The sequence below is a fragment of the Bacteroides sp. AR20 genome (genome assembly GCF_964250605.1).
Taxonomy (GTDB): Bacteria; Bacteroidota; Bacteroidia; order Bacteroidales; family Bacteroidaceae; genus Bacteroides; species Bacteroides uniformis.
In genome coordinates this window covers 1-24,998 of record NZ_CAXUGK010000024.1, presented here as the reverse complement: position 1 = coordinate 24,998, position 24,998 = coordinate 1, and the positions used below count along the sequence as shown (strand labels likewise).

Here is a 24,998-nt window from a genome sequence, read left to right as displayed (position 1 = left end):
TATGCATATGAGACGATTTATATTTCTTTCTGGCAGAGCAGACCTTTCGCGTCTGCTGCCTTTCGTCTTTGTCGCCGGTATTTTTTGTCTTTCCTCCTGTGAGGATGATCTGGAACGTGACAAAACTTCCACAAGTATCTCTTTTACCCCTGTAATACAATCCAGCTGGGATCCACTGGCACGTTCCATGACCGGTACAGACATGCCGCGGGGCAGTGTCTCTCCCTTACAAGGCGGCCGCACGCCCCTTTACCTGCACACCTTATACACCGACAGCATCGCCGTTTCTTCCTTCTCCAAAGGTAAGGATGCTGCTGTCCGGATGACCCGCGCCGCGCGAGTGAGTGCAGAGAATATGTACGATCATTTCGGGGTATCGGCCTACGCCTACACGGGGGACTGGGACGAGAGCCGGACGACACCCAACTATTTCTACAACGCCACAGCCAGCAAGTCCGGCAGCGACTATACACTATCTTCCGCCTATTATTGGCCGGGAGCTTCCTACAAGATGAGGTTCTTCGCCTATGCACCCAAAGGGAACGCCCGGTACGTGTTTTCCGGGCAAGGGCAGGCCGGCTCCCCCCGTATCAGCGTGACCGTGCCGGAAGAGGTGAGCCAACAGGAGGACCTGCTGGTAGCCCGGTCATCCGAGCTCGGGGGAAACAGCAACACGGCCGTTGCGCTGACCTTCAACCATGCCCTGACCGCCGTCAGATTCGTGTGCGGGAATGATATGCGGGGAGGTACCGTAAAGAGCGTCAGTTTGAAAAACGTTTATTCCAAAGGGACTTATAACATGGGCACACAGTCATGGAGCAATGTAGGGAGTCCCGCCACCTTCTCACAGACATTGGATAAAGTGACGACAGGAACAGCTGACGAGGCGCTCACGAGTGAGGCGCAGACCTTTATGATGCTGCCCCAGCAGCTTCCTGAGGACGCGCAGATAGAAGTCTTATTCACAGACGACACCCATACGGACCACACTTTAACAGCCGATATAAAAGGAAGTGAGTGGCCGATGGGCAAGACTGTCACCTACAAAATATCCAGTAGTTCCCTCAACTGGACTTACACGCTTGATGTCACTGCCCTGGCCGATTTTACATATGCCGGTGGTACACAGCAATATCGTGTTACCAGTTACAGGCAAAACGCCCAGGGGGAAAAAGAGGCTGCCGAATGGACCGCACAATATGCAGAAGACGGAACCACGTGGACAGACACCAAACCGGGGTGGCTTACCACATTCACGGCATCCGGTACCGGCGGCGACTCGGCGCAACCTTGTGATGCGACGGTCGAGGCGCAGACCGGAATATCAAATGATTTCCATACGGCTGCCTTGAAAGCGGCCACGGCCAAGGGTTCTGAAACCACACCGTACAACCTTTCCAGCAGCACCGGGGGGAGCAGCGTTGAGAACACGGCCAACTGTTACGTGGTCAGCGCTCCCGGTCACTATTCTTTGCCGCTGGTATATGGCAATGCGATCAAGAACGCGGCCACGAACGTTTCGGCGTATACCTCCACGGCAACAGGGACCAATATCCTGAATCCTTTCATCAACCATGCCGGGAACGGGATCACGGATCCATACATCGCTAATAATAATGGATGTACGCCGGCCAAGGCCGAACTGGTCTGGCAGGATGCGATGAACCTGGTTACGGATATAGAATACAATGCCGGTTCCAATGGCGGCAATATCTCTTTCAAAGTGGACCGTTCTTCTATCCGGCAAGGCAATGCCGTCATTGCGATCAAGGATGCGAGTGATGCCATCCTCTGGTCCTGGCATGTCTGGGTCACGGACGAAGATATCAACGATGTGATTGAGATAACCAACCATCAAAACGTAAAATACAATTTTATGCCCGTTAATCTGGGGCAGTGCGACGGCAATACCATTACCTATGCCGAACGGAGTTGCAAGGTAAAATTCACTGCCGGAGACCAGAGTAAGGAAATAACCATCAAGCAGTTGGCGAACGTAATCGCTACCGGAGACAACCATCCTTATTATGAATGGGGGCGTAAAGATCCCTTCTATCCTTCGAACGGAATGGATAACACAACCAAAACCTGGTATGACAAGGAGGGAATACCATCTACGGACAATCCTGCGAAGGCAAATCTTTCTACAGGTGCAGCTTGTATCAAGAATTATATCCTTAAACCCAATGTGATGCATGCTACAAATACGGCGGACAAATTATTCTTGAATCTGTGGTCTGCGAATAATAGCTCAGTTTCATTCTCTGATCCATCTGTTACTATCAAGACTATTTACGATCCGTGTCCTGTTGGTTTTAGACTCCCTGTTTCCAACTGTTTTTCTGGATTTACTACAACAGGAGAGTCTGTAGAATCTACATCTGAAATTAATGGTTTTTATGATGATAATAGAATCGGTTGGTGTCTATACACGGATGCAACAAGAAGTCGTACCATCTTTTTTCCGTCCACTGGATGGCGTAATTATGTCACTAGCGCAGTCAAAGGAGTCAATGTTTGGGGTTACTATTGGTATGGAATTCCATACGATATGCAGGATGCTCAAGGAATGGATATAGGCAAAGACTACTTAAGGAATCGGAATAAGACCCATCGGGCATTTGCAGGAAGTATCCGTCCTTGCAGCGATTAAAGAGAGAAAAATGGGTGAAAGAAGGGATATGTTTGGTTGATGTTATTTCCCGAGGGTTCTCAAAGCAGCCTTCGGGGAATATATGTCTATGACAAGAATAGAGAGGCAGGGCAGGAAGTTTATAAAGATATTATAAAATGTAAGCCTATGAAATTTACAGTACGCATATTAGAAGGCAATTCTTCCGAACTCTATCAGGTCGTGGGACATTTAGTGTTTAGCTAGGCATACCTGAGGGCGAATAATATCTACCCTTACAAATCCTTTTGGAGGTTTTCATGGCGTGTCCTATATCAGGGAGAAAAGGTGATGGCATTCATGTCTGTGGAAAGAAAGACTGGCGGAGGTGACAAAATAGACAATTATTGTGTTTCTTCCGTCAGGGAGAGGAACGGTCCTTATTAAAGCTCCTGACAAGTGTTGTTGCTGTCGTCCGTAAGGACCTTGCTGAACGATGGCTTCTACTATACGTCATAACCGTGCCCGCGGGATGCACAAGATTGAGCTTATACACGGCTGGTAAGGGAACTTACGTGATCGGGAATGTCGGACATGTGGATACGCAGGAACTCAGGCATGAACAAGGATGAGTTGCTTCGTTTGAAACAGGTATTGGGATTGGCGGAACTGTTTGCCGATAAAGAGTTCCGAATGGCTGTGGAATAAGCAATCTTACACAGGTATTGGAAATGTTTAGCACTGAAAAATACAGAAGGAGATAAGCCGGTTATAATAATTTTATGAATCTACAAGATGGAAATTACAGATTTAATCAAGGAAAGGGAAAGTGTAAATGTGTCAGACATTTATATCTACCTTTATGAAGATGGTCCCGTCGTTTTCGATGTTTCTGCCGTCCACTTGCAGTTTTACTTTCCTGAAATGGAGATGGAAAGTGTGCTTTGCAGCGACAGGAGACATCACAAGCTCATACGAGGGTTTTCGCTGGAACCAATGCTGAAACGTTTGGCACAATACCCATGTCTGGTTGACGGCGAGTGTATCAGGGTGATGGAAGTATTGTGATCCTTAGGGCATGGGAAACGCAACCGATGAATTTGTCGAAACAATCAGTCTGAATCCGAACAGTACGACTACCGATCGCCATGTCTGGATACTTTTCAGGTATGCAGAGGTATTGTTGAACTATACGGAAGCTTTTGGCTTATGGTAATCCAGATTATACCGATAATGCGTTTATGTCATCCCCACGGGCAGCCATCGACAAACTGAGGGCACATGCCGGAATGCCGGGAGTTGCTTCGGATGATTTTCTTGAACGGATCAGGAATGAACGCCGAGTGGAACTCGCTTTTGAAGGGCACCGGTTCTGTGATACCAGAAGATGGAAAATCGCTCCTCAGACAATGGATATCTATGTGGTGGAGATTGAGAAACAGGACGACAGATTGATTTATTCCCGTCAGTTTGTTGACAAATGTATACGGAGTGACAAGGAATACCTGTATTCTATATCCGATGAAGAATTACTTAAAAATCCGCTTTTAAACAGAATCTTAGTTGGAAAAAATTAAATGAGTTGAGAAGTTACTTCAATTTTGTTTGTGGTGGCGTCTTTTTTGCGGGCTATTGCCTACTCTTTATGGAATAATATTTTTGACATATCAAATACACCTTCCCGATTTATCCCAATGATATTTATTCATAACAGTAGATGACATGAAATGTTATAAGAAAGCAAGCTCCACAATCTTTTCAATCACTCATTGAATAAGATTGTGCACTCAATTTCTATGTAATATTTTTACAGATTATATGCTCCATAAAAAGTTTTCTGATTTTTTAAATATGGTAAATTGCTTCTGTTTTTAATGCGATTGTCTTTCCACTTACAAACATACCGACTCTGGAGGCAAAGGCTGAAATGGTTTGTCGGCGTATTCGCCGTTAAACCGTTCGTTTTCGGTTAAACGAAAACACAACTTGCTGTCCGCAGGAGCGGACCACGTTTCTCCAATAATTATTGTGTATCAGGTTGTTGTGTGGATATTTTCCTGTGGTTTGTGGTTTTTTTCCATTAGATATTTGCCGGCTGTTCTCCCCATTAAAGGGTGGATATCTCTTCATAACCATGTGACTTACGCCCATAATTCGGGGATGAGGAGGCGAATATACGGGAAATCAACTCTTTCCATACCTTATTCTCCATTAACGGATTGTTACTTCTACACTTCTGCAAATGGAGAACGGACATATAGCCGTGTACAATTTATGGTTTTCCTTCATTGTCTCCATTAACGGATTGCTACTTCTACACTTCTGCAAATGGAGAACGGACATATAGCCGTGTATGACTTATGTTTTTTCTTCATTGTCTCCATTAATGGATTGCTACTTCTACACTTCTGCAAATGGAGAACGGGCATATAGCCGTGTACGTCTTATTGATTTCTTATCATTGTCTCCATTAATAGATTGCCACTTCTACACTTCTATAAATGGAGAACGGACATATAGCCGTGTACGACTTATGATTTTCCTTCATGTCTCCATTGATGGATTACCACTTCTACACTTCTGCAAATGGAGAACGGGCATGTAACCGTGTACGCCTTATGGCTTCTTTTCATCGTCTCCATTAACGGGTTACTACTTATACACTTCTGCAGACCGATAATTTAAGAATCCGTATCAGGACGGATGTGTGCTCCCACACCTGCCCATAAGGATTTAAAAGGACCGGTGGACAAGGAAACGGAATCCCGCCGCTTCTCCACGCCGCTACGGCAGCGGGCCTCTGACGTCACCTCCGCATAGGAATAACCGTTCGAACGCAGCGTCATGTGTATCATGACAATAACCGACTTTGGATGACTATAAGTGACAGGTGGTTCCGTCCTGTCCTCTTCTTCCTTTATTTTGTATTCCGATACAATACCAGTTGTGTAATTTAATAATTTAAGATTTTAAGATATGAACTCAGAAAAAGAAAAGAACCGGCTTTCCGATATCGTTCTCGAGAGGGTCGGACTCACGGGGAACCTTCTGTCAGATCCCGTTTCCCCATCCCCGGAACCGGCGATGAGGATGCCGGGGTATGAAAGGCCGGTGGGGGCAGGGAAAGTGACAGACCCGGAAGAATACAAGAGGAGGTTTCTGGTTCCCGCTCCCAAGGCCGCTGAGTGGAAGACCGCATACATTGACGGGAGACTGCACCGCCGGATCGCCATGCTGGTCAGGGCCGCCGGTTGTGGCAGCATCTCCGGCTTTATCATCCGGCTGCTGGAGCTCCATATGGAGGAACACAGGGAGGATATCGCCGCCCTGCTCGGTGAGGTCTACCGTCCCTGGGATGAGGACGGGCAGCCGGGAGGAACGGCCCGCCGATAAAACGTTGTCATCAAGAAGGCATATCATGACAGGAAAGAACGTAAAAGACCGGATGGGTCCCGGCGGGATGGACGCAGACCGCATCCGTGAGATCATGGGGGAAGCGCCAGCCTGTCCCCGGCAGGGACGTGGAACGTCCGGTAACGACATTATGCGGCCCGCAAGGAAAAACGGCCCCATGCAGCCGTCCGTCTACGGGAAGGAATACCTGCATGGCATTGCGGGCGTGCAGCGCCGGTCGTTGCATATTCCCGCCGCCCTGCACCGGAAACTGTCCATTCTGGCGGGAGCCTCGAGAAACGGGAAGGTCACGCTGGAGGGGTTCATCAACCACCTTGTCTCGCGGCATCTGGAAGAATACAGGGAAACGGTGGACATGATTCTGGAGGAGTCCCTGCCCGGCCGGTCATAAAGGCCCGTTCCCCATGACAGGGGATCTCCCCCGGTGTGAGCATCGTTTTTTTGCTTCAGAAACAATAGTGTTTAACATTTAATGGAAAAAGAAGTATGATGAAAAAAGAAAAAGAGTTGTTGGTTGCCATCGCCAGCCAGAAGGGTGGCGTGGGAAAATCCGTCTTTACGGTACTGCTGGCCAGTGTCCTGCATTACCGCAAAGGCTTGCGTGTGGCGGTTGTGGACTGTGACTCCCCGCAGCACAGCATCGCCCTGATGCGTGAGAGGGACATGGAGAGTGTCATGAAAAATGACGACCTGAAGGTAAACCTGTACCGGCAGTACGAGAGAATCCGGAAGCCTGCCTATCCGGTCATCAAAAGCGACCCGGAAAAGGCAGTGGAAGACCTGCGGCGTTATATGGACGAAAAAGGGGAGACTTTCGATATCGTGCTCTTCGACCTTCCCGGAACGCTCCGCAGCGAGGGGGTGGTCCATACCGTCTCCGCGATGGACTATATCTTTGTCCCGCTCAAGGCGGACAACATCGTCATGCAGAGTTCCCTGCAGTTTGCCAAGGTGCTGGAGGAGGAGCTGATCGCCAAGGGGAACTGCAACCTGAAAGGGATCCGGCTGTTCTGGAACATGGTGGACAGGCGGGGCCGGAAGGACTTGTATGATGCCTGGAACCGTGTCATCCACAGGATGGGGCTGCGGCTGCTGTCCTCACACATCCCGAACACCCTCCGCTACAACAGGGAGGCGGATACTGTCTGCAAGGGTATCTTCCGCTCCACGCTGTTCCCGCCCGATCCCCGTCAGGAGAAAGGCTCCGGCCTTCCTGAACTGGTGGAGGAGATATGCCCCGCCATCGGTCTGGAGGAATCCGACACCGACCGGTAGCGGATGATAGGGTACAGACACCTTAAATAAGGACTTTTAGCCTAAGACAAAGTAAGCTAATAGCATGATAATAAGGCTCTTATAATTACGACTTCTCCTATAAAAGCATTACCTTAGCAGTATAATAATAAAGGAGGTAACAAATTATGAACGAGCAAGTTAGAAGCATTTTAGCACAAGAAACAACAAAGACAAGCAAGATCCGGCAGCTGTTCCTTCTGGGAGTTCCCCGTGCGGAAATCGTAAGAGTGGTGACCAACGGCAATTACGGTTTTGTAGTGAACGCCCTGCGCCGGATGAGTGAGCGTGAGAGCGGTCTGAATACCCATCCGGCGACAGTCGCACTGGATTACACTTTCAACCGCAAGTTCGGTATCGAGATCGAGGCTTACAACTGCTCCCGTGAACGGCTCGCCCGCGAGCTTAGGGAAGCCGGTATCGAGGTTACGGTAGAAGGCTACAACCATACCACCCGTCCGCATTGGAAGCTCGTGACGGACAGCAGTCTGAACGGCAACGACACCTTCGAGCTGGTCAGTCCGATCCTGGTCGGTGAAACCGGGTTACGGGAACTGGAGAAGGTCTGCTGGGTGCTTGACCTGTGTGACGTGAAAGTGAACGAGAGCTGCGGGCTTCACGTGCATATCGATGCCGCCGGTTTCAGCATGGCGACCTGGCGTAACCTGGCCCTGAGTTACAAACATCTGGAATCGGTCATCGACAGGTTCATGCCGGCATCCCGCAGGGATAACTACTATTGCAAGGGATTGGGCCATGTATCTGATGAGACGATACGCTCGGCCAGGACGGTGGACGAGCTGAAAAACAGAATCGGCAACCGTTACCACAAGGTGAATCTCGAAGCTTATTCACGGCACAAGACGGTCGAGTTCCGCCAGCATTCGGGAACGACCAACTTCACAAAAATGCGTAACTGGGTGCTGTTTCTCCATAAATTGGTTACCTTTGCCACAAGGGGACAGGTGCCCGCAGCCACCGCGCTCCGTGACATCCCTTTCCTGGACGATGAACAGAAACTATATTATAAACTGAGGACTAAAAAATTATCGGCATGAACAAGCATATGTATATTTTGGCAGACGGCGGCAGGATTGCCGCCTCCGACCCTTCCGAGTTTGTACGCGTCCTGCGTGAGGGCAGCTGGTTTGACAGCGGGTGCACCGACGGGGAGTACATGGTGAATTTCTCCGGGCGGTACAGGGAACTGCACGGGGTGACGGTGAGGACCGACACGCCGGAGCATTTCATGGACGACCTGAAAAAGTACGGTTATATCAAGGGCTGAGAAGTCCGCCCCTTTATTATTGCGATCCCCGCCGGTCTTGAAATGTGCTGGCGGGGATTTTTTCTTTTTCCATGGAACCGGATGTCCTCCGTATCCTGTTTTCCAAAGGGAGGCTGGCTTCACGACTCCCTTCGGGAAAGCATTTTTTTCTTTTCACCGCCCCTTCCTCCATGACAAAAACTGACTATCCATGACAATACATGACAGGGTATTTGAGGTCATTCCGCTTGTTATTTCCTTTGTGGCATGAAACGGCAGGAAAGCTTGCCGGAAATAACCATAAAAAAGAAATGCACATGAAAAAAGAACCTTTGTTTATCGCATTTGCCAGCCAGAAGGGAGGAGTCGGCAAGACTGCCTTCACCGTGCTCACGGCCGGTATCCTGCGTTACCAGCGGGGATACAACGTTGCCGTGGTGGATTGTGACCCGCCCCAGCACAGTATCGGTCTGATGCGGGACCGTGACCTGGAATGCGTCAAGGAAAACGATTCCCTGAAAATGGCCCTTTACCGCCAGTACAAACAAAAACCGCAAAAGGCCTATCCGATCATCAAAAGCGAGCCGGAGAACGCGGTGGAGAACTTTTACCGTTATATGAGAGAACAGGAGACAGAGTTCGATATCGTGCTGTTCGATCTGCCCCGCGCATTCCGCTACATGGGGATGATCCGTACCCTGGCCTTGATGCACCACATTTTCATTCCGCTAAAAGCGGACGATGCCGTGATGCAGAGCACACTGCAGTTTGCCTCTGTAATCCGGGAGGAACTGGTTTCCCATGAGGACTATCCCCTGAAAGGAATCCATCTTTTCTGGAACATGATCGACAAGCGGGAGGACAAAGGGACCTTCGAGGCGTGGAACAAAACCATATGTGACTCAAAACTGCACCTGATGACAACCTGCGTCCCGGAGACCAAACGTTACAATCGGGAAGCAAGCAGCATGCGAGGCGGCATTTTCCGTTCCACCTTGTTGTTACCCGACAACCAGCAGGTAAAAGGTTCGGGACTCATGGAGCTGGTGGATGAGATATGCGGTATCATCGGTCTTGCGGAAAAACAAGGGGAATCCCCCATGACAAACCTTATGTAGACCGGTATGGAGTACGCATTCATCCTTCTGTTCCTGTACACCTCTTACCTGAGCGTAGAGAAGTACGTCCACACGGGCAGCGTCCTTAAATGGAGGGGCGGACAGCGTCCTGCCTCCGGTCTTCCGGTGAAGGAAGAACCGGCGGAACCACGGGAGGAAACGTCCGAGGAAGCTGTCATCGGTAGAAGCCGGTACCGGTTATGGCAATCCCCGCCTATGGACGAGGAATACGCGATGAGCGAAAAGCGGACGGATACGACCATGAAAGGGAGAAAGGCACCCGTGCCCGAATTCCCCGCCCCTTTCGGAAGACCGGAGGACGGTGAGGTGCCGGAACGCTACGAGATCACCGGTTATGTGGAACGTCCCGATCCGCACCGCGCCAGAGGCGTGACCTTTGACGACATGGACCTGCTCTCCAGGTTCATGGCCACGGACCGCCTTTCGGAACCGGAACGGTCCCATGCCCGCCAGACACTGGAACGGCTGGAAGGGACCGACATGGAACGCATCCTGCAGGCCGGCATCCTGGGCAGCGACGAGACATTGAAACGGTACATGGAACTGTACGTGGACAGTGACAGGGAGCCGCTCCTGCTGGCGGGAAAGGACAGGGAAAGCATAATCAGAGATTTCGATATCATGGATTTCATACCCCGATAACCAATAATATTATAATGTATGGCGAAGTATCATGATTCAAGCTGATCCGCATCGCGGACATTTTTCCAAGAAAGCAAAAGCCGCCGAGCGGCAAAGTCGGATTTAAAAGAAGGAGGTAACGATGACCGGATATTACGATTCGGGATGATCCCGGAATCCCGTCCCCGAAGAAAACTGACATTACGTTAAACAGGTAAAAAAAGAAGTATGACAAACGGATATTTCGACTCAGGATGATTTCCTCCGGTAGCGGAAAGGGAAAAATACAACCATCCAAAGAAAAAGTACAATGACAAACGGATATTATGACTCGGGATGATCCGGCGGACATCCCATTCTGAAGAGAGAATAACACGAGTGACGAACAATTAAGGAAGGAGGTAACTATGCGAGGTTATTATGATTCCGGCTGATGCCGGTAGTAAACATGTGGTTGCAAGGACAAGCCGCGGGCATCCGGCCTGCGGCCTGTTAAAAAAGAAAGTCTAACATTTTAATCATACAGGTATAAAAACAATGATACATTCAAGATCCCATTCATTTTTAAGATTCTCCCCTATGGGCAAAGTGACGGACGTATTTGTATCCCTTATCGGGCGCATACCGGCAAAAACGGTCTTCCTGCTGGCATGACTGGCCACATGAACAGCCCCCGCGTTCGCCGTCGGTGACGGGTCCGCCGGGCTGGTACAGGCCACGCAGATGGTGACCTCGTACTTTGATCCCGCCACCAAGCTGATCTATGCGGCCGGTGCGCTCTGCGGGCTTATCGGAGCCATAAAAGTGTATTCAAAGTTCTCGTCAGGCGATCCCGATACGGGTAAAGTTGCCGGCAGCTGGTTCGGAGCCTGCGTGTTCCTGATCGTGGCCGCCACCGTCCTGAGGGCGTTCTTCCTGTAATCCGGCGGTCATGGAACATAAAGTGAACAAAGGGGCCGACCGGGGCGTGGAATTCAGCGGGCTGCAGGCGCAGTATCTCTATGTCCTTGCCGGGGGCCTACTCTCCGTCTTCCTCGTGTTCGTCATCCTGTACATGGCCGGGGTGAACCGGTGGTTCTGCATCCTCTTCGGGATAGTCTCGGCCTCGACCCTGGTCCTCACGGTCTTCCGCCTGGGCAGGAAGTACGGTCCCCACGGACTGATGAAACTGGCCGCGGCAAAGTGCCGCCCCTTCCATATTATCAATCGTAAACGTATCATTTCACTCTTTAAACGAAGCAGTCATGAGAAACATCCTGAAAGCGGCAACACTGGAAAGTAAGTTCCCGGTCCTCTCGGTCGAAAGGGGATGCATCCTCTCCAAGGATGCGGACGTGACCGTCGGCTTCAAGGTACGCCTGCCGGAGCTGTTCACCCTCACCTCGGCGGAGTACGCCGCCATGCACGGGGCGTGGGTGAAAGCCATAAAGGTGCTGCCCTGTTACACGGTCGTCCACCGACAGGACTGGTTCCTGGAGGAAAAATACAGGGCCGTAACTGGCCGGGACGACATGGGATTCCTGGACCGCAGCTTCGAGCTGCATTTCAACGAGCGTCCCTTCCTGAACCATTACGCCTACCTGTTCATTACCCGGACTACCCGCGAAAGAAGCCTGCAGCAGAGCAACTTCTCCATCCTTTGCCGGGGGGCCATCATTCCCCGGGAGGCAAGGGACAGGGAGGCGGTGGTCCGGTTCATGGAGAGCGTGGACCAGTTCGAACGCATCATGGGCGATTCAGGGCTGGTGGGGCTTGAACGCCTCACGACGGACGAGATTGTCGGTACCGGAAAGAAGGCCGGCATCATCGAGAAGTATTTCTCCCTCTCGCAGGAGAACACCACCACACTGAAAGACATCAGCCTTTCCCCCGCGGAAATGCGTATCGGAGACGAGATCCTCTCGGTGCATACGCTTTCCGACGCGGACGACCTGCCCGCCGCGGTGCGGACGGACGGGCGGTTCGAGAAGTATTCCACCGACCGCAGCGACTGCCGCCTCTCCTTTGCCGCCCCCGTGGGGCTGATGCTTTCCCATAACCATATCTATAACCAGTACGTGTTCATGGACGATCCGGCCGACACCCTTCAGCGTCTTGAGAAGACGGCCCGGAACATGCAGTCCCTCTCACGCTACAGCCGCACCAACCAGATCAACCGCCAGTGGATCGAGGAATACCTGAACGAGGCGCATTCCTTCGGCCTGATCCCCGTACGCTGCCACTGCAACGTCATGTCCTGGGCGGACAGCCGGGAAAGACTAAGGAATGTCAAGAACGACACCGGTTCGGCACTGGCACAGATGGGCTGCAAGCCCCGGTACAATACCGTGGACGCGCCGACCCTCTACTGGGCGGGCATCCCCGGCGGGGAGGGTGATTTTCCCGCTGAGGAGTCTTTCCATACGTTCATCGAGCAGGCGGCATGCCTCTTCATCGGGGAGACGAACTATGCGTCCTCTCCCTCGCCATTCGGCATCAAGATGGCGGACCGGCTGAGCGGCAGGCCGCTGCACCTGGACATCTCGGACGAGCCGATGAGGCGGGGCATCACGACCAACCGCAACAAATTCATCCTGGGACCTTCGGGCAGCGGCAAGTCCTTCTTCACCAACCATCTCGTGCGCAACTATTACGAGCAGGGCGCGCACATCCTGCTGGTGGACACGGGAAACAGCTACAAGGGGCTGTGCCGGCTCATCCATGAGCGTACCCGCGGGGAGGACGGGATCTACATAACGTATGAGGAGGACCGCCCGATCACCTTCAATCCCTTCTACAGCGAGGACCGGCAGTTCGACGTGGAAAAGAGGGAGAGCATCAAGACGCTGATCCTGACGCTTTGGAAGCGGGAAGACGAGGTGCCGAAACGCTCCGAGGAGGTCGCCCTTTCCGGCGCAGTGAACGCCTATATCCGCAGGATTACGGAAAACCCGGAGCTCCGGTCGGACTTCAACGGGTTCTACGAGTTCGTCCGTGACGACTACCGCCGGATGATGGAGAAAAAGAGGGTGCGCGAGAAGGACTTCGACATCGACGGGTTCCTGAACGTGCTGGAGCCGTTCTACAAGGGAGGGGACTATGACTTCCTCCTGAACTCGGACAAGGAGATCGATCTGACCCACAAACGGTTCATCGTCTTCGAACTGGACAACATATCATCGAACAAGGTGCTGCTTCCGGTGGTGACGCTCATCATCATGGAGACGTTCATCTCCAAGATGCGCCGCCTGAAGGGCATCCGGAAGATGATACTGATCGAAGAATGTTGGAAAGCCCTGATGTCGGCCAATATGAGTGCCTATGTCTTGTACCTTTTCAAGACGGTCAGAAAGTATTTCGGGGAGGCGGTGGTGGTCACGCAGGAGGTGGACGACATCATCTCGTCCCCGATCGTGAAGGAGGCCATCATCAACAACTCGGACTGCAAGATCCTGCTGGACCAGAGGAAGTACCTCAATAAGTTCGAACGGATACAGACCCTTTTAGGACTGACCGACAAGGAATGCTCGCAGATCCTCTCCATCAACCGTGCCAACGACCCCTCACGCCGGTACAAGGAGGTATGAATTGGACTGGGAGGCGTGCAGTCGGCTGTCTATGCCACGGAGACCTCCACAGCCGAGTACCTTACCTACACGACGGAGGAGAGCGAGAAGCTGGAAGTGGAACGGATGGCGGCAAAGACCGGCAGCATGGAACAGGCCATACGGGTACTGGCCGCCGAAAAGAACAGCGGCAGGAAATAATCTTTGTAAAACATTTAAAAGAACGATTCAATGAGACGAAAAATTTTCAGCGCATTGTGCGCCTTTTTACTTACCGTACCGGCCATGCACGCGCAATGGGTGGTGACCGACCCGGGCAATCTGGCGCAGGGCATCGTGAACAGCGTCAACGAGATGGTGGAGACCTCCGAGACGGCGCAGAACGCCATGTCCACCTTCAAGGAGGCCTCGAAGATCTATGAGCAAAGCCGGAAATACTACGACATGCTCAAGAGCGTGAACTCGCTGGTGAGCGGGAGCCTGAAGGTCAAGGAGTCCGTGCTGATGCTCTCGGAAATCTCGGAGAGCTATGTGACGAACTACGGGAAGATGCTCACCGACGAGAACTACACGCAGCGGGAGCTGGAGGCCATCGCCTTCGGCTACAACAACATCATGAAAAAAAGCAGCGCGTCCGTGGCCGAGCTGAAGGACATCATCAACCCCACCGGCATGTCCATGACCGACAAGGAGCGGCTGGACCTCATAGAAAGGGTGTACCGCGAGATGCGGCATTACAGGACGCTGGTGAACTACTATACCCGAAAGAACCTGCGCGTCTCCTACCTGCGGGTCAGGGAGAAGGGCGAGACCGAACAGGTCCTGAAGCTTTACGGGGAGAACGAACGCTATTGGTAAACCTTTAAAAAGATACAGACTATATGGTATTGCTATCCCTATCTTTCGACAGCCTGCACGGTATCCTGCGCCGGCTGTATGACGAGATGACCGAACTCTGCCAGCCGATGATGACGCTGGCCACGGCCATCGCCGCCCTGGGTGCGCTCTTCTACATAGCCTACCGCGTGTGGCAGTCCCTCTCGCGTGCCGAGCCGGTGGACGTGTTCGGCATGCTGCGCCCTTTCTGTCTGGGCATCTGCATCCTGTTCTTTGACGTGATCGTGCTGGGGAGCCTGAACGGTATCCTGAGCCCCGTCGTGCAGGGAACGGGTGCCATGCTCCACGACCAGACCTTCGACGTGAGGAAGTTCCAGGAGGAAAAGGACAGGCTGCTCGCCGAGATGCCCCTGAAGGTGGCCGTGACCGGGGAGTTCAATCCCACGGACGAGGAGCTGGAGAAGGAGATCGCCGACATGGGCTGGAACGGGGAGGACTACGCGGTGATGCAGCGGATGTCTCATTCCTGTTACTCGTTCTCCCTGCAAAGCATCGTGCAGACCATCATGCGCAAGGTGATGGAGTTCCTTTTCCGCGCCGCCTCGCTGGTGGTGGACACGATCCGCACCTTCTTTCTCATCGTCCTCTCCGTGCTGGGGCCTATAGCCTTCGCTATCTCGGTCTTCGACGGTTTCCAGGGCACGCTCGTCCAGTGGCTGGCACGGTATATCAGCGTATATCTCTGGCTGCCCATCTCCGACCTGCTGGGGGTGATGCTCGCCAGGATACAGACGCTGGTGCTGCAAAGCGAGATGGAAATGATACAGGATCCCCTGAGCGTCTTCTCCCCGGACGGATCGACAGCCATCTATCTGGTGTTCATGCTCATAGGGCTGGTGGGATATTTCTGCGTCCCTACCGTGGCGAACTGGGTGGTCCAGGCCGGAGGCATGGGGGCGTACAACCGGAACATGAACAACACGGCAAGCAAGGCCGCCAACGTGGGCGGGGCCGTAGCCGGGGCATCCACGGGCAACGTGGCCGGAGTGCTGCTGAAAAAGTAAAAACGACTGAATAATAACATTCATTCATTTCAAGACATGGAATTCAAGAGCTTAAAAAACATCGAGTCCTCGTTCAGGCAGATCCGCCTGTTCAGTATCGTCTTTCTCGCCTCCTGCACCCTCCTGACCGTTTTCTCCGTCTGGAAGTCCTACCGGTTCGCCGAGGAGCAGCGGGAGAAGATCTACGTGCTGGACGAGGGAAAGTCGCTTATCATGGCCCTCTCTCAGGACGCCGAGCGCAACCGCCCGGTGGAAGCGAGGGAGCACGTGCGCCGCCTGCACGAGCTGTTCTTCACGCTGGCCCCCGACAAGGCGGCCATCGAGTCGAACATAAACCGGGCGATGTACCTGGCCGACAAGAGCCTGTACGGGTATTACCGGGACTGGAACGAGAAAGGTTTCTACAACCGGCTCATCAGCGGGAGCGTCAACCAGACGGTGGTGGTGGACAGCATGAGCTGCGATTTCGACAGCTATCCCTACCGCGTCACCACCTATGCCCGGCAGATGATCATCCGGGGGAGCAACATCACCGAACGCTCCCTGGTGACACGCTGCCGCCTGCAGAGCACGGTCCGCTCGGACAACAACCCGCAAGGGTTCCTTGCGGAGCATTTCGAGATTCTGGAAAACAGGGACCTACGTACCGTGGAAAGGTAACGGTGTCCCGCAGTAATCAATCATTCAATAATATCTGGAAAATGGATATAAAATCAACGGCAAGGGAAAGGCTGAAGGCATATTTGGACGGCCTTTCCGAGAAACAGAGACGGGGCATCCTCGTGGCGATGCTGGCCTTCACCTGCATCGCATCGGGTATCGTCCTGCTGCGCGCCGCCGGCCGGCTGACACCGGCAAGGGAGCGCATGGAGCTTCCCTTCGGGGAAGGCAGCCTCACGGATACCCTGCGCAGGCTGCCCGATCCCCTGAAAGGACAAGTAACAAGTATTTACCGGACCATTAAACAACCCCAGCAGAATGGAAAACAGGAAGAGTAACATGGAAGAAGGACACGTGCCCGCCGGGGAAGCCCCGGAAGGCACACGGCCGGCGGAAGCCGGGGATATCCCCTCCAAAGGGACAAAACCGGAAAAGCGGCTTAGCGGGGAGGAAATCCTGCGCCGCAGGAAATACATCGTCATACCGGTCTTCGTGCTGGTATTCCTGGCTGTCCTCTACTGAATATTCGCCCCTTCCGGTGACAACGGGGAAACGGTGGCGGGCGGTTCCGGATTCAACGTGAACGTACCGGACCCGGCAGCGGTCCAACTGGAAGGGAATAAAACGGACGTTTATGAAAGACAGCAGGTCCGGCGTGAGAAAGACAGACGGATGCAGTCGCTCTCCGACCTTGCCGGAAGGTTATTGGAAGGTAAGGGACAGACGGACAGCGTATCCGGCCCGGACGGAAGCATACGGCAGTCGGCGGACACCTACGAAAGGATCACCGAGCAACTGGAAAGTTTCTACGAGACACCGCAGGGAACAGCCGATGGTACCCTGAAGGAAAAAGTGGACGAACTGAGCCTCCGGCTGGAAGAGGCAGAAGCGGAAAACCGGCGAGCGGAATCCCGCGAGCGGATGATGGAACAGTCCTACCGGATGGCCGCCAGGTACCTGACCCCCAACCCGGAAGGCTCGCCCGGCGAGGCGAAGGAGGAAGAAAAGCCGGAGCCTGTCCCTGTCAGCCGGGCGGAGAGCGGAACGACCTCCGCCCTGGAGCAGCCGCTGACGGATTCCGCGTTTGTCGCCTCACTGGCCGTGGAGAGGAACTACGGTTTCAACACGGCGGTGGGCAGCAGCTACCGGATGGGGATGAACACCATCCCGGCCTGCATTTCCGAGAGCCAGACCCTCGAGCAGGGAGGACGGGTGAAGCTGCGCCTGCTCGAGCCCCTGCAGGCCGGAAGCGTCACCATACCGGCCAACAGCCTGGTGACCGGTACGGCCGACATCCGGGGGGAACGTCTGGACATCCTAGTAAGCAGCATCGAATATGCCGGGAATATCATCCCGGTAGAACTAGCCACATATGACATTGACGGGCAGCGGGGCATCTTCGTGCCGGGATCGGAAAGCCGGACGGCCGCCAAGGAAGTATTGGGGGACGTGAGCCAGAGCATGGGAGGCAGCATCTCCTTCGCCGGTTCCGCCGGGCAGCAGGTGGCGATGGACCTCACGCGGGGTGTCCTGCAAGGCGGGACACGGTTCATCTCGCAGCGGGTCAAGGCGGTCAAGGTAAAGCTGAAGGCCGGGTACAAGGTGCTGCTGGTCACAAAAAAGCAATAACAAAGTTTAACTGTAATTTTTAAGCAATCATTCAAGATGAGAACATTCATTCTTTTAATCATGGCTGCGCTGGCGGGGATGACCTGCCGGGCGCAGGAGCGCAAGCCGGAGGGCGGAGTCAGGATTCTGACCGCCGGCCAGCACATCACGCCCTACAGGATCGGCGTGCCGTTCAGCAAGACGGTTCATATCCTTTTCCCCTCGGAGGTCCGCTATGTCGACCTGGGCAGCACGGACATCATCGCGGGCAAGGCGGACGGCGTGGAGAACGTGGTGCGCGTAAAGGCGGCTGTCCGGGATTTCCCCGGCGAGACGAACTTCTCGGTCATCACGGGCGACGGCTCGTTCTATTCGTTCCTCGTCTCCTACGAGGAGGAGCCGGAAGCGTTGAACATCAATATGGACAGCCGGTTTCCGGCAGAACCCTCCACTGAGGGAAGCGCCGTCCGTGTGACCGAGCTCGGCGAGGAGGACCCTTCGGTCATCGCCAGCCTGATGTACACCGTACACCGTCTGGACCGCAGGGACGTGAAGCACATCGGCTGCCGCCAGTTCGGGATGCAGGCCCTGCTCAAGGGCGTCTATGTGCATAAGGACCTGCTGTTCCTCCACATCTCATTGGCCAACTCCTCGCATGTGCCCTTCGACATTGACTTCGTGCGCTTCAAGGTGGTGGACAAGAAAGTGGCCAAGCGAACGGCACAGCAGGAGACCTACATCGAGCCGGTGCGCGCGCTCAACGAGCTGAGGCGCATAGAGGGCAAGGGGGAAGGACGCATCGTCTATGCTTTCCACAAGGTGGTCATCCCCGATGACAAGCTCATCGAGGTGGAGATTTACGAGAAAGGCGGCGGACGCCACCAGCGGTTCCATATCGAGAACAGTGACCTGGTGGACGCCAGACTGGTGGACGAACTGATAAAGGAGTAATTCTATGAGGAAATATCTGTTTATAATAATGATGTGCGTCTTCCTGTCCTCTTTGGCGGGCAAGGTTTCCGCCCAACGCTACCTGCCCGGGCAGATGGGGCTTGAACTGAGGCTGGGCGGCGTGGATGACTTCGGAAGGAACGTAAGGCACCTGAGGGGGAATTTCCAGATCGGACTGGCCCTGAGCCGTTACAACCGCAACCGCTCGCGCTGGGTATTCGGGGCGGATTATGTGAAGAAGCATTACGCCTATAAGAAAATAGCGATTCCCAAGGAGCAGTTCACCGCGGAGGCGGGCTGTCTCTTCCCGTTCCTCTCGGACAGGGGCAGGAACGTGTTCCTCTCCGCCGGCCTGTCCGCGCTGGCCGGTTATGAGAGGGTAAACCGGAATGGCAGGCTCCTTTATGACGGGGCGACCCTGCTGCACAAAGGTGCCTTCATCTACGGCTTCGCCCCGGCATTCGAGATGGAGGCGTACCTGACCGACCGCTGGGCTTTTCTTTTCAATGTCCGGCAGCGTGTCTTCTTCGGATCGTCCGTAGGACATTTCCATACGGTAGTGGCCGTCGGACTGAAATATATCATCGATTAATCTTTTAAGAACTGGAAACAATGAAATTAGGAACATTCATCATGGGATGCGCGCTGGCTCTGCTGGCGTACACCCTCGCCGGCTGCGACGACCGTCTGGAAGTGCGGCAGGCATACGACTTCTCGCTCTCTTCCTGGTACCTGCAGGAAGGCATCGCACCCGACGAGACGGTGGAGATCCGTCTGACGCTTGACCGCGAGGGGGATTACCGGGAGGCCCGTTACCGCATCGGATACATACAGCTGGAGGGTGACGGTGAGGTGTTCGCTGCGGACGGCACCAGACTGGTGAACCGCGAGCTGACGGAGCTCTCCGGCATCGCGGGGCTGGACACGACGGACATCCTCCGTCAGATATTCACCCTCTTTTACCGGAACACGGGAGAAGATAATCCCGGGATCCGATTCGTGGCGGTGGACAACTTCGGCGTGGAACGGACACTGGACATCCCGTTCTCCATAGAGGATAAAGATATGGCCGACATCGTTAAAAATAAGTTATCATATGTTGATTAGGAGAGTTTGGCAAATGCCCAACAGTCGTACATTCAGTATCAAGCCTATTCGGGAACTCATTCAAAAATACGCAAACGGCTATATCATAGATCCGTTTGCGGCCGGGAACAGGCTTGCGAACGTAACGAATGATATTGATCCCCAGTATGATACTGATTTTCATATGGATGCCACGGATTTCCTGAATTTATTTAAACTGGATAGTGTGGATACGGTTCTATATGATCCTCCTTATTCTCCACGGCAAGTTGCGGAATGTTATAAAGCGTTAGGGATCACGGTCAATATGCAAACCACCCAGGCTTCATACTGAAGCAGGCAGAAAGAGGCCATCGGCCGAATTGTAAAAAAAGGAGGCATTGTAATCACCTGCGGATGGAACTCTGGTGGAATAGGCAAGAAATACGGTTTTGAAATCATAGAGATCCTATTGGTCGCCCATGGCGGGTGGCATAATGATACGATCGTGACAGTGGAAAAAAAAGTATTATAGAATATGACGGAAGAGGAAAAATACGGCATGGAGCGGCTTGCCGAGTATCTGGACATGCGGATACGGAACGAGGAAAAAAGCATAAAGGAGAACCGGGATAAACTGGACCGGGATTACCTTTATCACTTTGCGTGGAACGGGGAGGAGCTGTTCAAGTCCCATTTCATGGTAAAGCGATACGGGGAACTCCGGCAGGTAATCAGGCAGGCGGAAGCTCCCGGAGAGGTACATGGATATATACGGCATAAACGGGAGGAATGCCTGAAGGAGCTGGTCAGCGGGAGTATCCGCAGGCGTAGCACGGACGACATTTTCAATCTGGCACATACCTACCGGCTGGAATGTATGCAGAGACTGGTCAAGGATTATGCGGGCTTCGAACGGCTTCTGTCCATGAAGGCTCCCCAAAAGGAGATAAAAACGAAGAAGGCCCCTGAAAGAAAGAGGCAGGACGGATTAAAGATGTAACGTATATGAGGCAGGAAAACTGGATCGTCCGCAAACTACGGAAATTGCTGGACAACAAGATCGCAGCCGTCGAGAATGCCATGCGCGAGGGGTTGGAGTCCGCCTCTACGGACTACTGCCGTTTCTTTGAGTGGAAAGCCGCGTACCTGTACAAGGGGGAGCTACTGCGCGGGCATTACCGCCTGTTACGTAATAAAGTCAGCAGGACGGATGACGTGGAGGATCTGAAGAGGTATTTCGGGGATATCGCCATGTACCACAGGGAAAGGCTGGCGGGCGGACGTCGGCGGGAAGCGGCACCCACCCGATGGCGGACACCTGCCGCGCGCTGTCGCTGGAATGCTCGCGGCAGGTGCTGAAAGATTGCATGGAGTTCTCGCGTATCCTTTCCCTGGACAGCCGGAAGAGGACATGAAAAAGGAAAACAGACAACCCATAAGACATAGGACAAACGGATTAAAACGATAAGGTATGGAAAGACAGAACCCAGGCATGGTCCGGTTTATGGACCGGCTGAATGAGAAAATGGAACTCCTGGACGAAAAGATCCAGAACAAGGCGGCAAAAGCCGGTGAGGATTACCTCTCCTTTTTCGAGTCACACGCGGAAGAGGCGTACAAGGAGTATTACCTGTACAAATGTTTCAGGGACTTGAGACAGAAGGCAAGGGAATCGGGCAGTCCGGAAAAAGTGTTGGAGTATCTGAAAAAGAGGCAGAATGTCTGCCTGGACACGTTGCTCAGGCAGGACATCGCCGCCCGCAGTACAAGCCCGATGGCGAACATGGCGCACACGCTGCGGCTCGAATGCGTCCAGCAGCTCGTGGAGGATTACGGGCATTTCATCCGGATACTTGCCGACACGCTACGGCAGCAGGAGACGCGGCGGGATACCCGGACACTCAGGGAAAAGGAAAACCGGAGGGGGCCAAAACTATAGCCTTCCCGTTCCCGGATGAGTACGGGAATAAAGAAAAATAAGGTACTGATATACATATCTACACTGGAAAGTTGGAAAAGTAACGAATAAAAAAAAATAGAATGGTAAAAATTCCACCATTCTATTTTTTTTATTCGTTACTTAGATTCACCATCTATTTCTGATTGCAACTCAGGCTTCGGAACAGCTTGAGTACTCCATGAAGTTTCTAATAATACAACACATGATTTTTCTATACTTGATAATGTGGAAGTCAATCCCCAATAATAAAAGTATGTTGTGGACCCATCTTCATTTACAGAATTTCCTTTTTCACCTTGTTTAGTATATAAAACAACTAAATCTCCAGCTTTTAATTCTTTATCTGGAAACCAATATAAATTTTGTAATTTAGAAGAAAAACTGGTGTCATTTATGGTAATGCTTTGAGCAACCATATATTTACCTAAATCGCCATTTTCGATAACTTTGAAAATAACTCTTTCTTTTTCCAAATTACCTGAATCTTTAATGCTATCTATTTCAATAATCATTTGTGTACAATTTTAGTTATGATTCCACCTATAAATAAAAGCCCTCCAATAATGGGTAATATCCATTTAGAAATATCATCAGATATTGAAGGTGCAACTCCAATAAGTGCTGAACCTGCAGATAAAGAAAGACTGTACAAAATGTCAAAAGACGTACTGTTTTTCAATTTTTCTTCAATTACAGATTTCTCTTTATCACAGTTATAGAATTTCTCTTTATAATCATCTAATTGTTTAATGCACTCTTCATATTTATCGTGTTCATTTAATAACCAACGAAGAGTACCCAATGATTTTAAATCGGATTCAGAAACTTGTCTATCTATCAGAGAAAAAGCATCTTTCTTTTTCACAGAATCTGTACTAATAGAATCTGTATTTACAGAATCAATTTTCCCTAATTTTTTTGGTTCTTCATCTATTTGCTTTCGTTCAAATTCCATTTTGAAATTGATTTTATTGCAAATATACGAAAAGTTCCGATTGATGATTATACATTTTGTATTAAAAACGTTTATCATAAATATCTTGTTCAATCTTTAAAGACAAAATAATAACTTTAAGCATTCACGTTATATATTTAGTATTAATCATTAAAAATTACTGAATATGAAATTAGACGAAAACATTTTGAAAGCCTGCAAAGGCTTGGTTATGAACTGTAATTGCAAGGTTCTAATCCTTGACGTGTTGGGTGAACACCGTGTATTCCTTGTGAATGACGTACACCTTAAAACTCGTGAATGCCGATTTAACGAAGTCCATGATGCGCAAGACATCACTACTCTTGTCTTGAATGTCGGTCACAACTTTGCCAATGGTATGACCGAACAGACTTTATTGGAACGTACCCAATCTATCCATAAAGAAGATTTCAAATTTGGAACGGACAATTACCTGTGGATAACAAAAGTTGATTTGAATAGATAGCCATTTTAATATTGAAGAGTATGAAAAAGAATTTTATTACAGTAACTCCCGATAGTGGAACATCAGGTAGCAGCAATACCATTAGTGTAGCAGCTGAACCTAATATACTCCTGAAAGAACGTTCTGAAATACTGAATTTTAATGCAAGCGGTGGAGTTTCTAAGTCTGTTCAAGTTATCCAAAATGCGATGCCTTACTTTCCAATCAGATTTCCCTTTGTACTGAATATGAACAAATTCATTGGAAATCTTAAAGTGGATTCATCGGGTGTATTACAAGGAGCTTATTCGATATCAGAAATAAAAAGTATAGATCCTTCCGCTTATGACTCTTCTTTAGGAGAAGGGTGGGGAATGGGAAGTACTCAAAAAATGCTCATCTACGACCCTTTCAGTAATGTAACCGAAATCGTAGCTCATATTATTGACAGTAGTGGAACCTATGATGCAAACTTTATCTCTTCAAATGCAAATATGGGGAGAATATGGGGTGACCCTGGATTATTATACCAAAAATTACTCAAGATTATTTCAGAAGATTATACAAAAGGAGGCTACGAGATTCGCATAAATTCAGTGCTTGCAATGAAATTTGTTTTTGTGGAATAAAGGCAATTATATCTATTTGAATGATGTAAATATCAATATAATTGCCTTAGTATTGATGAATATAAGTCAAAAACAGCTATCTTTGCAGTAGCCTTCCGAGGCTAAACATTGTGGATAATAAAAGGAAGTGCCTTGATACTCGAAGAATCGCCAATTCAACAAAAAGTACAAACGAGGCACAGTGGGCAACCTATATCAAGTGGGCTGTTCATCTGTGTGTTTGTACAAGCGTTTGGCGATGCTTTCGAGTTCACACAGGTGGCAGTCCACTTTCTTTGTAATAACGTAATTTCTCACTGGCTGTCTGAGAAAAACTCGAAAAATTTCGCCATTATGAAAAAGTATTTCGTTTTATCAGTATTTATTATGCTGATTGGAGCATTTACAAATGTTCAAGGTCAAAATTCTGCAACTCCCGATAAAGGAGTGTTAGTTCATGGAAACGTCCGTTTATGCAACTATGAAAGAGGCTGTTTAATAACAGACAACGACATGAAGCATTGGACGCAAAAACTTGAAATCTCCTACGACGGCTCGGACAAGACATACGGCATCTATATCAATGTCCGAGGGGATATTATCAATTTGGGTGTCAAATATAAAAGTAGCGGAACAGAATCTTATACATACGAAGGAACGGACAGGGTAACAGGACGAAAGGTTGTTGTCGTAACAAAACAAAAGTTGAGTTGGTATTTGAATAACAATGGAGTTGATTCTCATACAGAGGTTGAAAGTCCAAAGGGGATAATCGTTACCGTTCCTGCCACTTATACAGTGTTTTCAGTAGTTCCTATTAAGAATAAGTAGCAACGGAAAAGAATACGTTATAAGAGGATGTAAATTAAACTGTGTCAGCAAGGAATAAAGTATTAACTTTGCTAACACAGTTTTTTTTATGAAAGAAGAA

The 24,998-nt window shown here is 51.0% G+C and carries 32 protein-coding genes and 2 pseudogenes; 31 read left to right on the top strand and 3 right to left on the bottom strand.

Annotated elements, in window-relative coordinates; translation table 11 throughout:
* Position 1 precedes the first annotated feature (1 nt).
* The 5 genes and pseudogenes from ACESTD_RS13150 to ACESTD_RS13130 all read left to right on the top strand — a co-directional run bounded on the left by ACESTD_RS13150 (position 2) and on the right by ACESTD_RS13130 (position 4,188).
* The gene (locus ACESTD_RS13150) at positions 2–2,653 is read left to right on the top strand and encodes a fimbrillin family protein (protein WP_373158927.1); all 2,652 of its coding nucleotides are present in this window, start codon (positions 2–4) and stop codon (positions 2,651–2,653) included.
* A 422-nt stretch (positions 2,654–3,075) separates the two neighbouring features.
* A pseudogene (locus ACESTD_RS13145) lies at positions 3,076–3,319 on the top strand (chromosome partitioning protein ParB); the annotation flags it as partial.
* Positions 3,320–3,397: 78 nt separating this feature from the next.
* On the top strand, positions 3,398–3,679 hold the full coding sequence (locus ACESTD_RS13140) for a hypothetical protein (protein WP_181035911.1): 282 nt from the start codon (positions 3,398–3,400) through the stop codon (positions 3,677–3,679).
* A 10-nt stretch (positions 3,680–3,689) separates the two neighbouring features.
* Positions 3,690–3,827, top strand: coding sequence for a RagB/SusD family nutrient uptake outer membrane protein (locus ACESTD_RS13135; RefSeq protein WP_252199434.1), 138 nt, complete (start codon positions 3,690–3,692; stop codon positions 3,825–3,827).
* Positions 3,828–3,852: 25 nt separating this feature from the next.
* Complete coding sequence (locus ACESTD_RS13130) at positions 3,853–4,188, top strand: RagB/SusD family nutrient uptake outer membrane protein (RefSeq protein ID WP_229040303.1); 336 nt, start codon at positions 3,853–3,855, stop codon at positions 4,186–4,188.
* 1,104 nt (positions 4,189–5,292) lie between these two features.
* Here ACESTD_RS13130 and ACESTD_RS13125 read toward each other — a convergent pair.
* Positions 5,293–5,466 (bottom strand): hypothetical protein, encoded by a 174-nt coding sequence (locus ACESTD_RS13125; protein ID WP_164674624.1) that lies wholly within the window; start codon positions 5,464–5,466, stop codon positions 5,293–5,295.
* A gap of 121 nt (positions 5,467–5,587) precedes the next feature.
* On the opposite strand from ACESTD_RS13125, the gene ACESTD_RS13120 reads away from it, so the two are divergent.
* The 23 genes and pseudogenes from ACESTD_RS13120 to ACESTD_RS13010 all read left to right on the top strand — a co-directional run bounded on the left by ACESTD_RS13120 (position 5,588) and on the right by ACESTD_RS13010 (position 22,017).
* Positions 5,588–6,004 carry a DUF3408 domain-containing protein gene (locus tag ACESTD_RS13120; protein ID WP_074908871.1) on the top strand — a complete coding sequence of 139 codons (417 nt, stop codon included), beginning with the start codon at positions 5,588–5,590 and terminating at the stop codon, positions 6,002–6,004.
* Positions 6,005–6,029: 25 nt separating this feature from the next.
* Positions 6,030–6,416 (top strand): DUF3408 domain-containing protein, encoded by a 387-nt coding sequence (locus tag ACESTD_RS13115; RefSeq protein ID WP_074908868.1) that lies wholly within the window; start codon positions 6,030–6,032, stop codon positions 6,414–6,416.
* Between the two features lie 95 nt (positions 6,417–6,511).
* Positions 6,512–7,300 carry a ParA family protein gene (locus tag ACESTD_RS13110; RefSeq protein ID WP_074908865.1) on the top strand — a complete coding sequence of 263 codons (789 nt, stop codon included), beginning with the start codon at positions 6,512–6,514 and terminating at the stop codon, positions 7,298–7,300.
* A gap of 146 nt (positions 7,301–7,446) precedes the next feature.
* Complete coding sequence (locus tag ACESTD_RS13105) at positions 7,447–8,376, top strand: amidoligase family protein (RefSeq protein WP_373158926.1); 930 nt, start codon at positions 7,447–7,449, stop codon at positions 8,374–8,376.
* Positions 8,373–8,606 (top strand): hypothetical protein, encoded by a 234-nt coding sequence (locus ACESTD_RS13100; RefSeq protein ID WP_008766505.1) that lies wholly within the window; start codon positions 8,373–8,375, stop codon positions 8,604–8,606. The genes ACESTD_RS13105 and ACESTD_RS13100 overlap by 4 nt, the downstream gene beginning before the upstream one ends.
* Positions 8,607–8,902: 296 nt before the next feature.
* Positions 8,903–9,703: a ParA family protein gene (locus ACESTD_RS13095; RefSeq protein WP_195286656.1), complete on the top strand. Its 801-nt coding sequence runs from the start codon at positions 8,903–8,905 to the stop codon at positions 9,701–9,703.
* 6 nt (positions 9,704–9,709) lie between these two features.
* Complete coding sequence (locus ACESTD_RS13090; protein WP_103877990.1) at positions 9,710–10,366, top strand: hypothetical protein; 657 nt, start codon at positions 9,710–9,712, stop codon at positions 10,364–10,366.
* Positions 10,367–11,050: 684 nt separating this feature from the next.
* Positions 11,051–11,266: a DUF4134 domain-containing protein gene (locus ACESTD_RS13085; protein ID WP_085938935.1), complete on the top strand. Its 216-nt coding sequence runs from the start codon at positions 11,051–11,053 to the stop codon at positions 11,264–11,266.
* Between the two features lie 10 nt (positions 11,267–11,276).
* Positions 11,277–11,627: a DUF4133 domain-containing protein gene (locus tag ACESTD_RS13080; protein ID WP_074908856.1), complete on the top strand. Its 351-nt coding sequence runs from the start codon at positions 11,277–11,279 to the stop codon at positions 11,625–11,627.
* Positions 11,590–14,091, top strand: a pseudogene (locus ACESTD_RS13075) (TraG family conjugative transposon ATPase). The gene ACESTD_RS13080 and the pseudogene ACESTD_RS13075 overlap by 38 nt, the downstream one beginning before the upstream one ends.
* Before the next feature lie 30 nt (positions 14,092–14,121).
* Entirely contained in the window at positions 14,122–14,748 is a 627-nt protein-coding gene (locus ACESTD_RS13070; protein WP_373158925.1) for a DUF4141 domain-containing protein, read from the top strand.
* Positions 14,749–14,771: 23 nt separating this feature from the next.
* The gene (gene traJ / locus ACESTD_RS13065; protein ID WP_074910854.1) at positions 14,772–15,791 is read left to right on the top strand and encodes a conjugative transposon protein TraJ; all 1,020 of its coding nucleotides are present in this window, start codon (positions 14,772–14,774) and stop codon (positions 15,789–15,791) included.
* 36 nt (positions 15,792–15,827) lie between these two features.
* Positions 15,828–16,451 (top strand): conjugative transposon protein TraK, encoded by a 624-nt coding sequence (gene traK, locus ACESTD_RS13060; protein WP_373158924.1) that lies wholly within the window; start codon positions 15,828–15,830, stop codon positions 16,449–16,451.
* Between the two features lie 41 nt (positions 16,452–16,492).
* Positions 16,493–16,789, top strand: a complete 297-nt coding sequence (locus ACESTD_RS13055; RefSeq protein WP_074910915.1) for a hypothetical protein — start codon at positions 16,493–16,495, stop codon at positions 16,787–16,789.
* A complete protein-coding gene (locus tag ACESTD_RS13050) occupies positions 16,770–16,973 on the top strand; it encodes a hypothetical protein (RefSeq protein WP_103877992.1) in 204 nt (67 codons plus the stop codon). The genes ACESTD_RS13055 and ACESTD_RS13050 overlap by 20 nt, the downstream gene beginning before the upstream one ends.
* Complete coding sequence (gene traM / locus ACESTD_RS13045; protein ID WP_074910862.1) at positions 16,974–18,080, top strand: conjugative transposon protein TraM; 1,107 nt, start codon at positions 16,974–16,976, stop codon at positions 18,078–18,080.
* A gap of 36 nt (positions 18,081–18,116) precedes the next feature.
* A complete protein-coding gene (traN, locus tag ACESTD_RS13040) occupies positions 18,117–19,010 on the top strand; it encodes a conjugative transposon protein TraN (RefSeq protein WP_074910865.1) in 894 nt (297 codons plus the stop codon).
* Between the two features lie 4 nt (positions 19,011–19,014).
* Positions 19,015–19,602 carry a conjugal transfer protein TraO gene (locus ACESTD_RS13035; protein ID WP_074910867.1) on the top strand — a complete coding sequence of 196 codons (588 nt, stop codon included), beginning with the start codon at positions 19,015–19,017 and terminating at the stop codon, positions 19,600–19,602.
* Between the two features lie 20 nt (positions 19,603–19,622).
* Positions 19,623–20,117, top strand: a complete 495-nt coding sequence (locus ACESTD_RS13030; RefSeq protein ID WP_074910870.1) for a TraQ conjugal transfer family protein — start codon at positions 19,623–19,625, stop codon at positions 20,115–20,117.
* The gene (locus tag ACESTD_RS13025) at positions 20,107–20,430 is read left to right on the top strand and encodes a hypothetical protein (RefSeq protein ID WP_211435803.1); all 324 of its coding nucleotides are present in this window, start codon (positions 20,107–20,109) and stop codon (positions 20,428–20,430) included. The genes ACESTD_RS13030 and ACESTD_RS13025 overlap by 11 nt, the downstream gene beginning before the upstream one ends.
* Before the next feature lie 183 nt (positions 20,431–20,613).
* Complete coding sequence (locus tag ACESTD_RS13020) at positions 20,614–21,078, top strand: hypothetical protein (RefSeq protein WP_074910872.1); 465 nt, start codon at positions 20,614–20,616, stop codon at positions 21,076–21,078.
* A gap of 5 nt (positions 21,079–21,083) precedes the next feature.
* Positions 21,084–21,437 (top strand): hypothetical protein, encoded by a 354-nt coding sequence (locus tag ACESTD_RS13015; RefSeq protein WP_225700288.1) that lies wholly within the window; start codon positions 21,084–21,086, stop codon positions 21,435–21,437.
* A gap of 112 nt (positions 21,438–21,549) precedes the next feature.
* Positions 21,550–22,017, top strand: coding sequence for a hypothetical protein (locus ACESTD_RS13010; protein ID WP_074910874.1), 468 nt, complete (start codon positions 21,550–21,552; stop codon positions 22,015–22,017).
* A gap of 137 nt (positions 22,018–22,154) precedes the next feature.
* Here ACESTD_RS13010 and ACESTD_RS13005 read toward each other — a convergent pair whose 3' ends face one another.
* Complete coding sequence (locus tag ACESTD_RS13005) at positions 22,155–22,550, bottom strand: hypothetical protein (protein WP_042987111.1); 396 nt, start codon at positions 22,548–22,550, stop codon at positions 22,155–22,157.
* Positions 22,547–22,993 (bottom strand): hypothetical protein, encoded by a 447-nt coding sequence (locus tag ACESTD_RS13000; protein ID WP_145992493.1) that lies wholly within the window; start codon positions 22,991–22,993, stop codon positions 22,547–22,549. Before ACESTD_RS13000 ends, ACESTD_RS13005 begins: the two co-directional genes overlap by 4 nt.
* Before the next feature lie 166 nt (positions 22,994–23,159).
* Here ACESTD_RS13000 and ACESTD_RS12995 point away from each other — a divergent pair, with 166 nt between their 5' ends.
* The 3 genes from ACESTD_RS12995 to ACESTD_RS12985 all read left to right on the top strand — a co-directional run bounded on the left by ACESTD_RS12995 (position 23,160) and on the right by ACESTD_RS12985 (position 24,898).
* Entirely contained in the window at positions 23,160–23,480 is a 321-nt protein-coding gene (locus tag ACESTD_RS12995) for a hypothetical protein (RefSeq protein ID WP_032542278.1), read from the top strand.
* 20 nt (positions 23,481–23,500) lie between these two features.
* Entirely contained in the window at positions 23,501–24,088 is a 588-nt protein-coding gene (locus ACESTD_RS12990; protein ID WP_005801104.1) for a BACON domain-containing protein, read from the top strand.
* 132 nt (positions 24,089–24,220) lie between these two features.
* A complete protein-coding gene (locus tag ACESTD_RS12985) occupies positions 24,221–24,898 on the top strand; it encodes a hypothetical protein (protein WP_225481737.1) in 678 nt (225 codons plus the stop codon).
* Positions 24,899–24,998 lie beyond the last annotated feature (100 nt).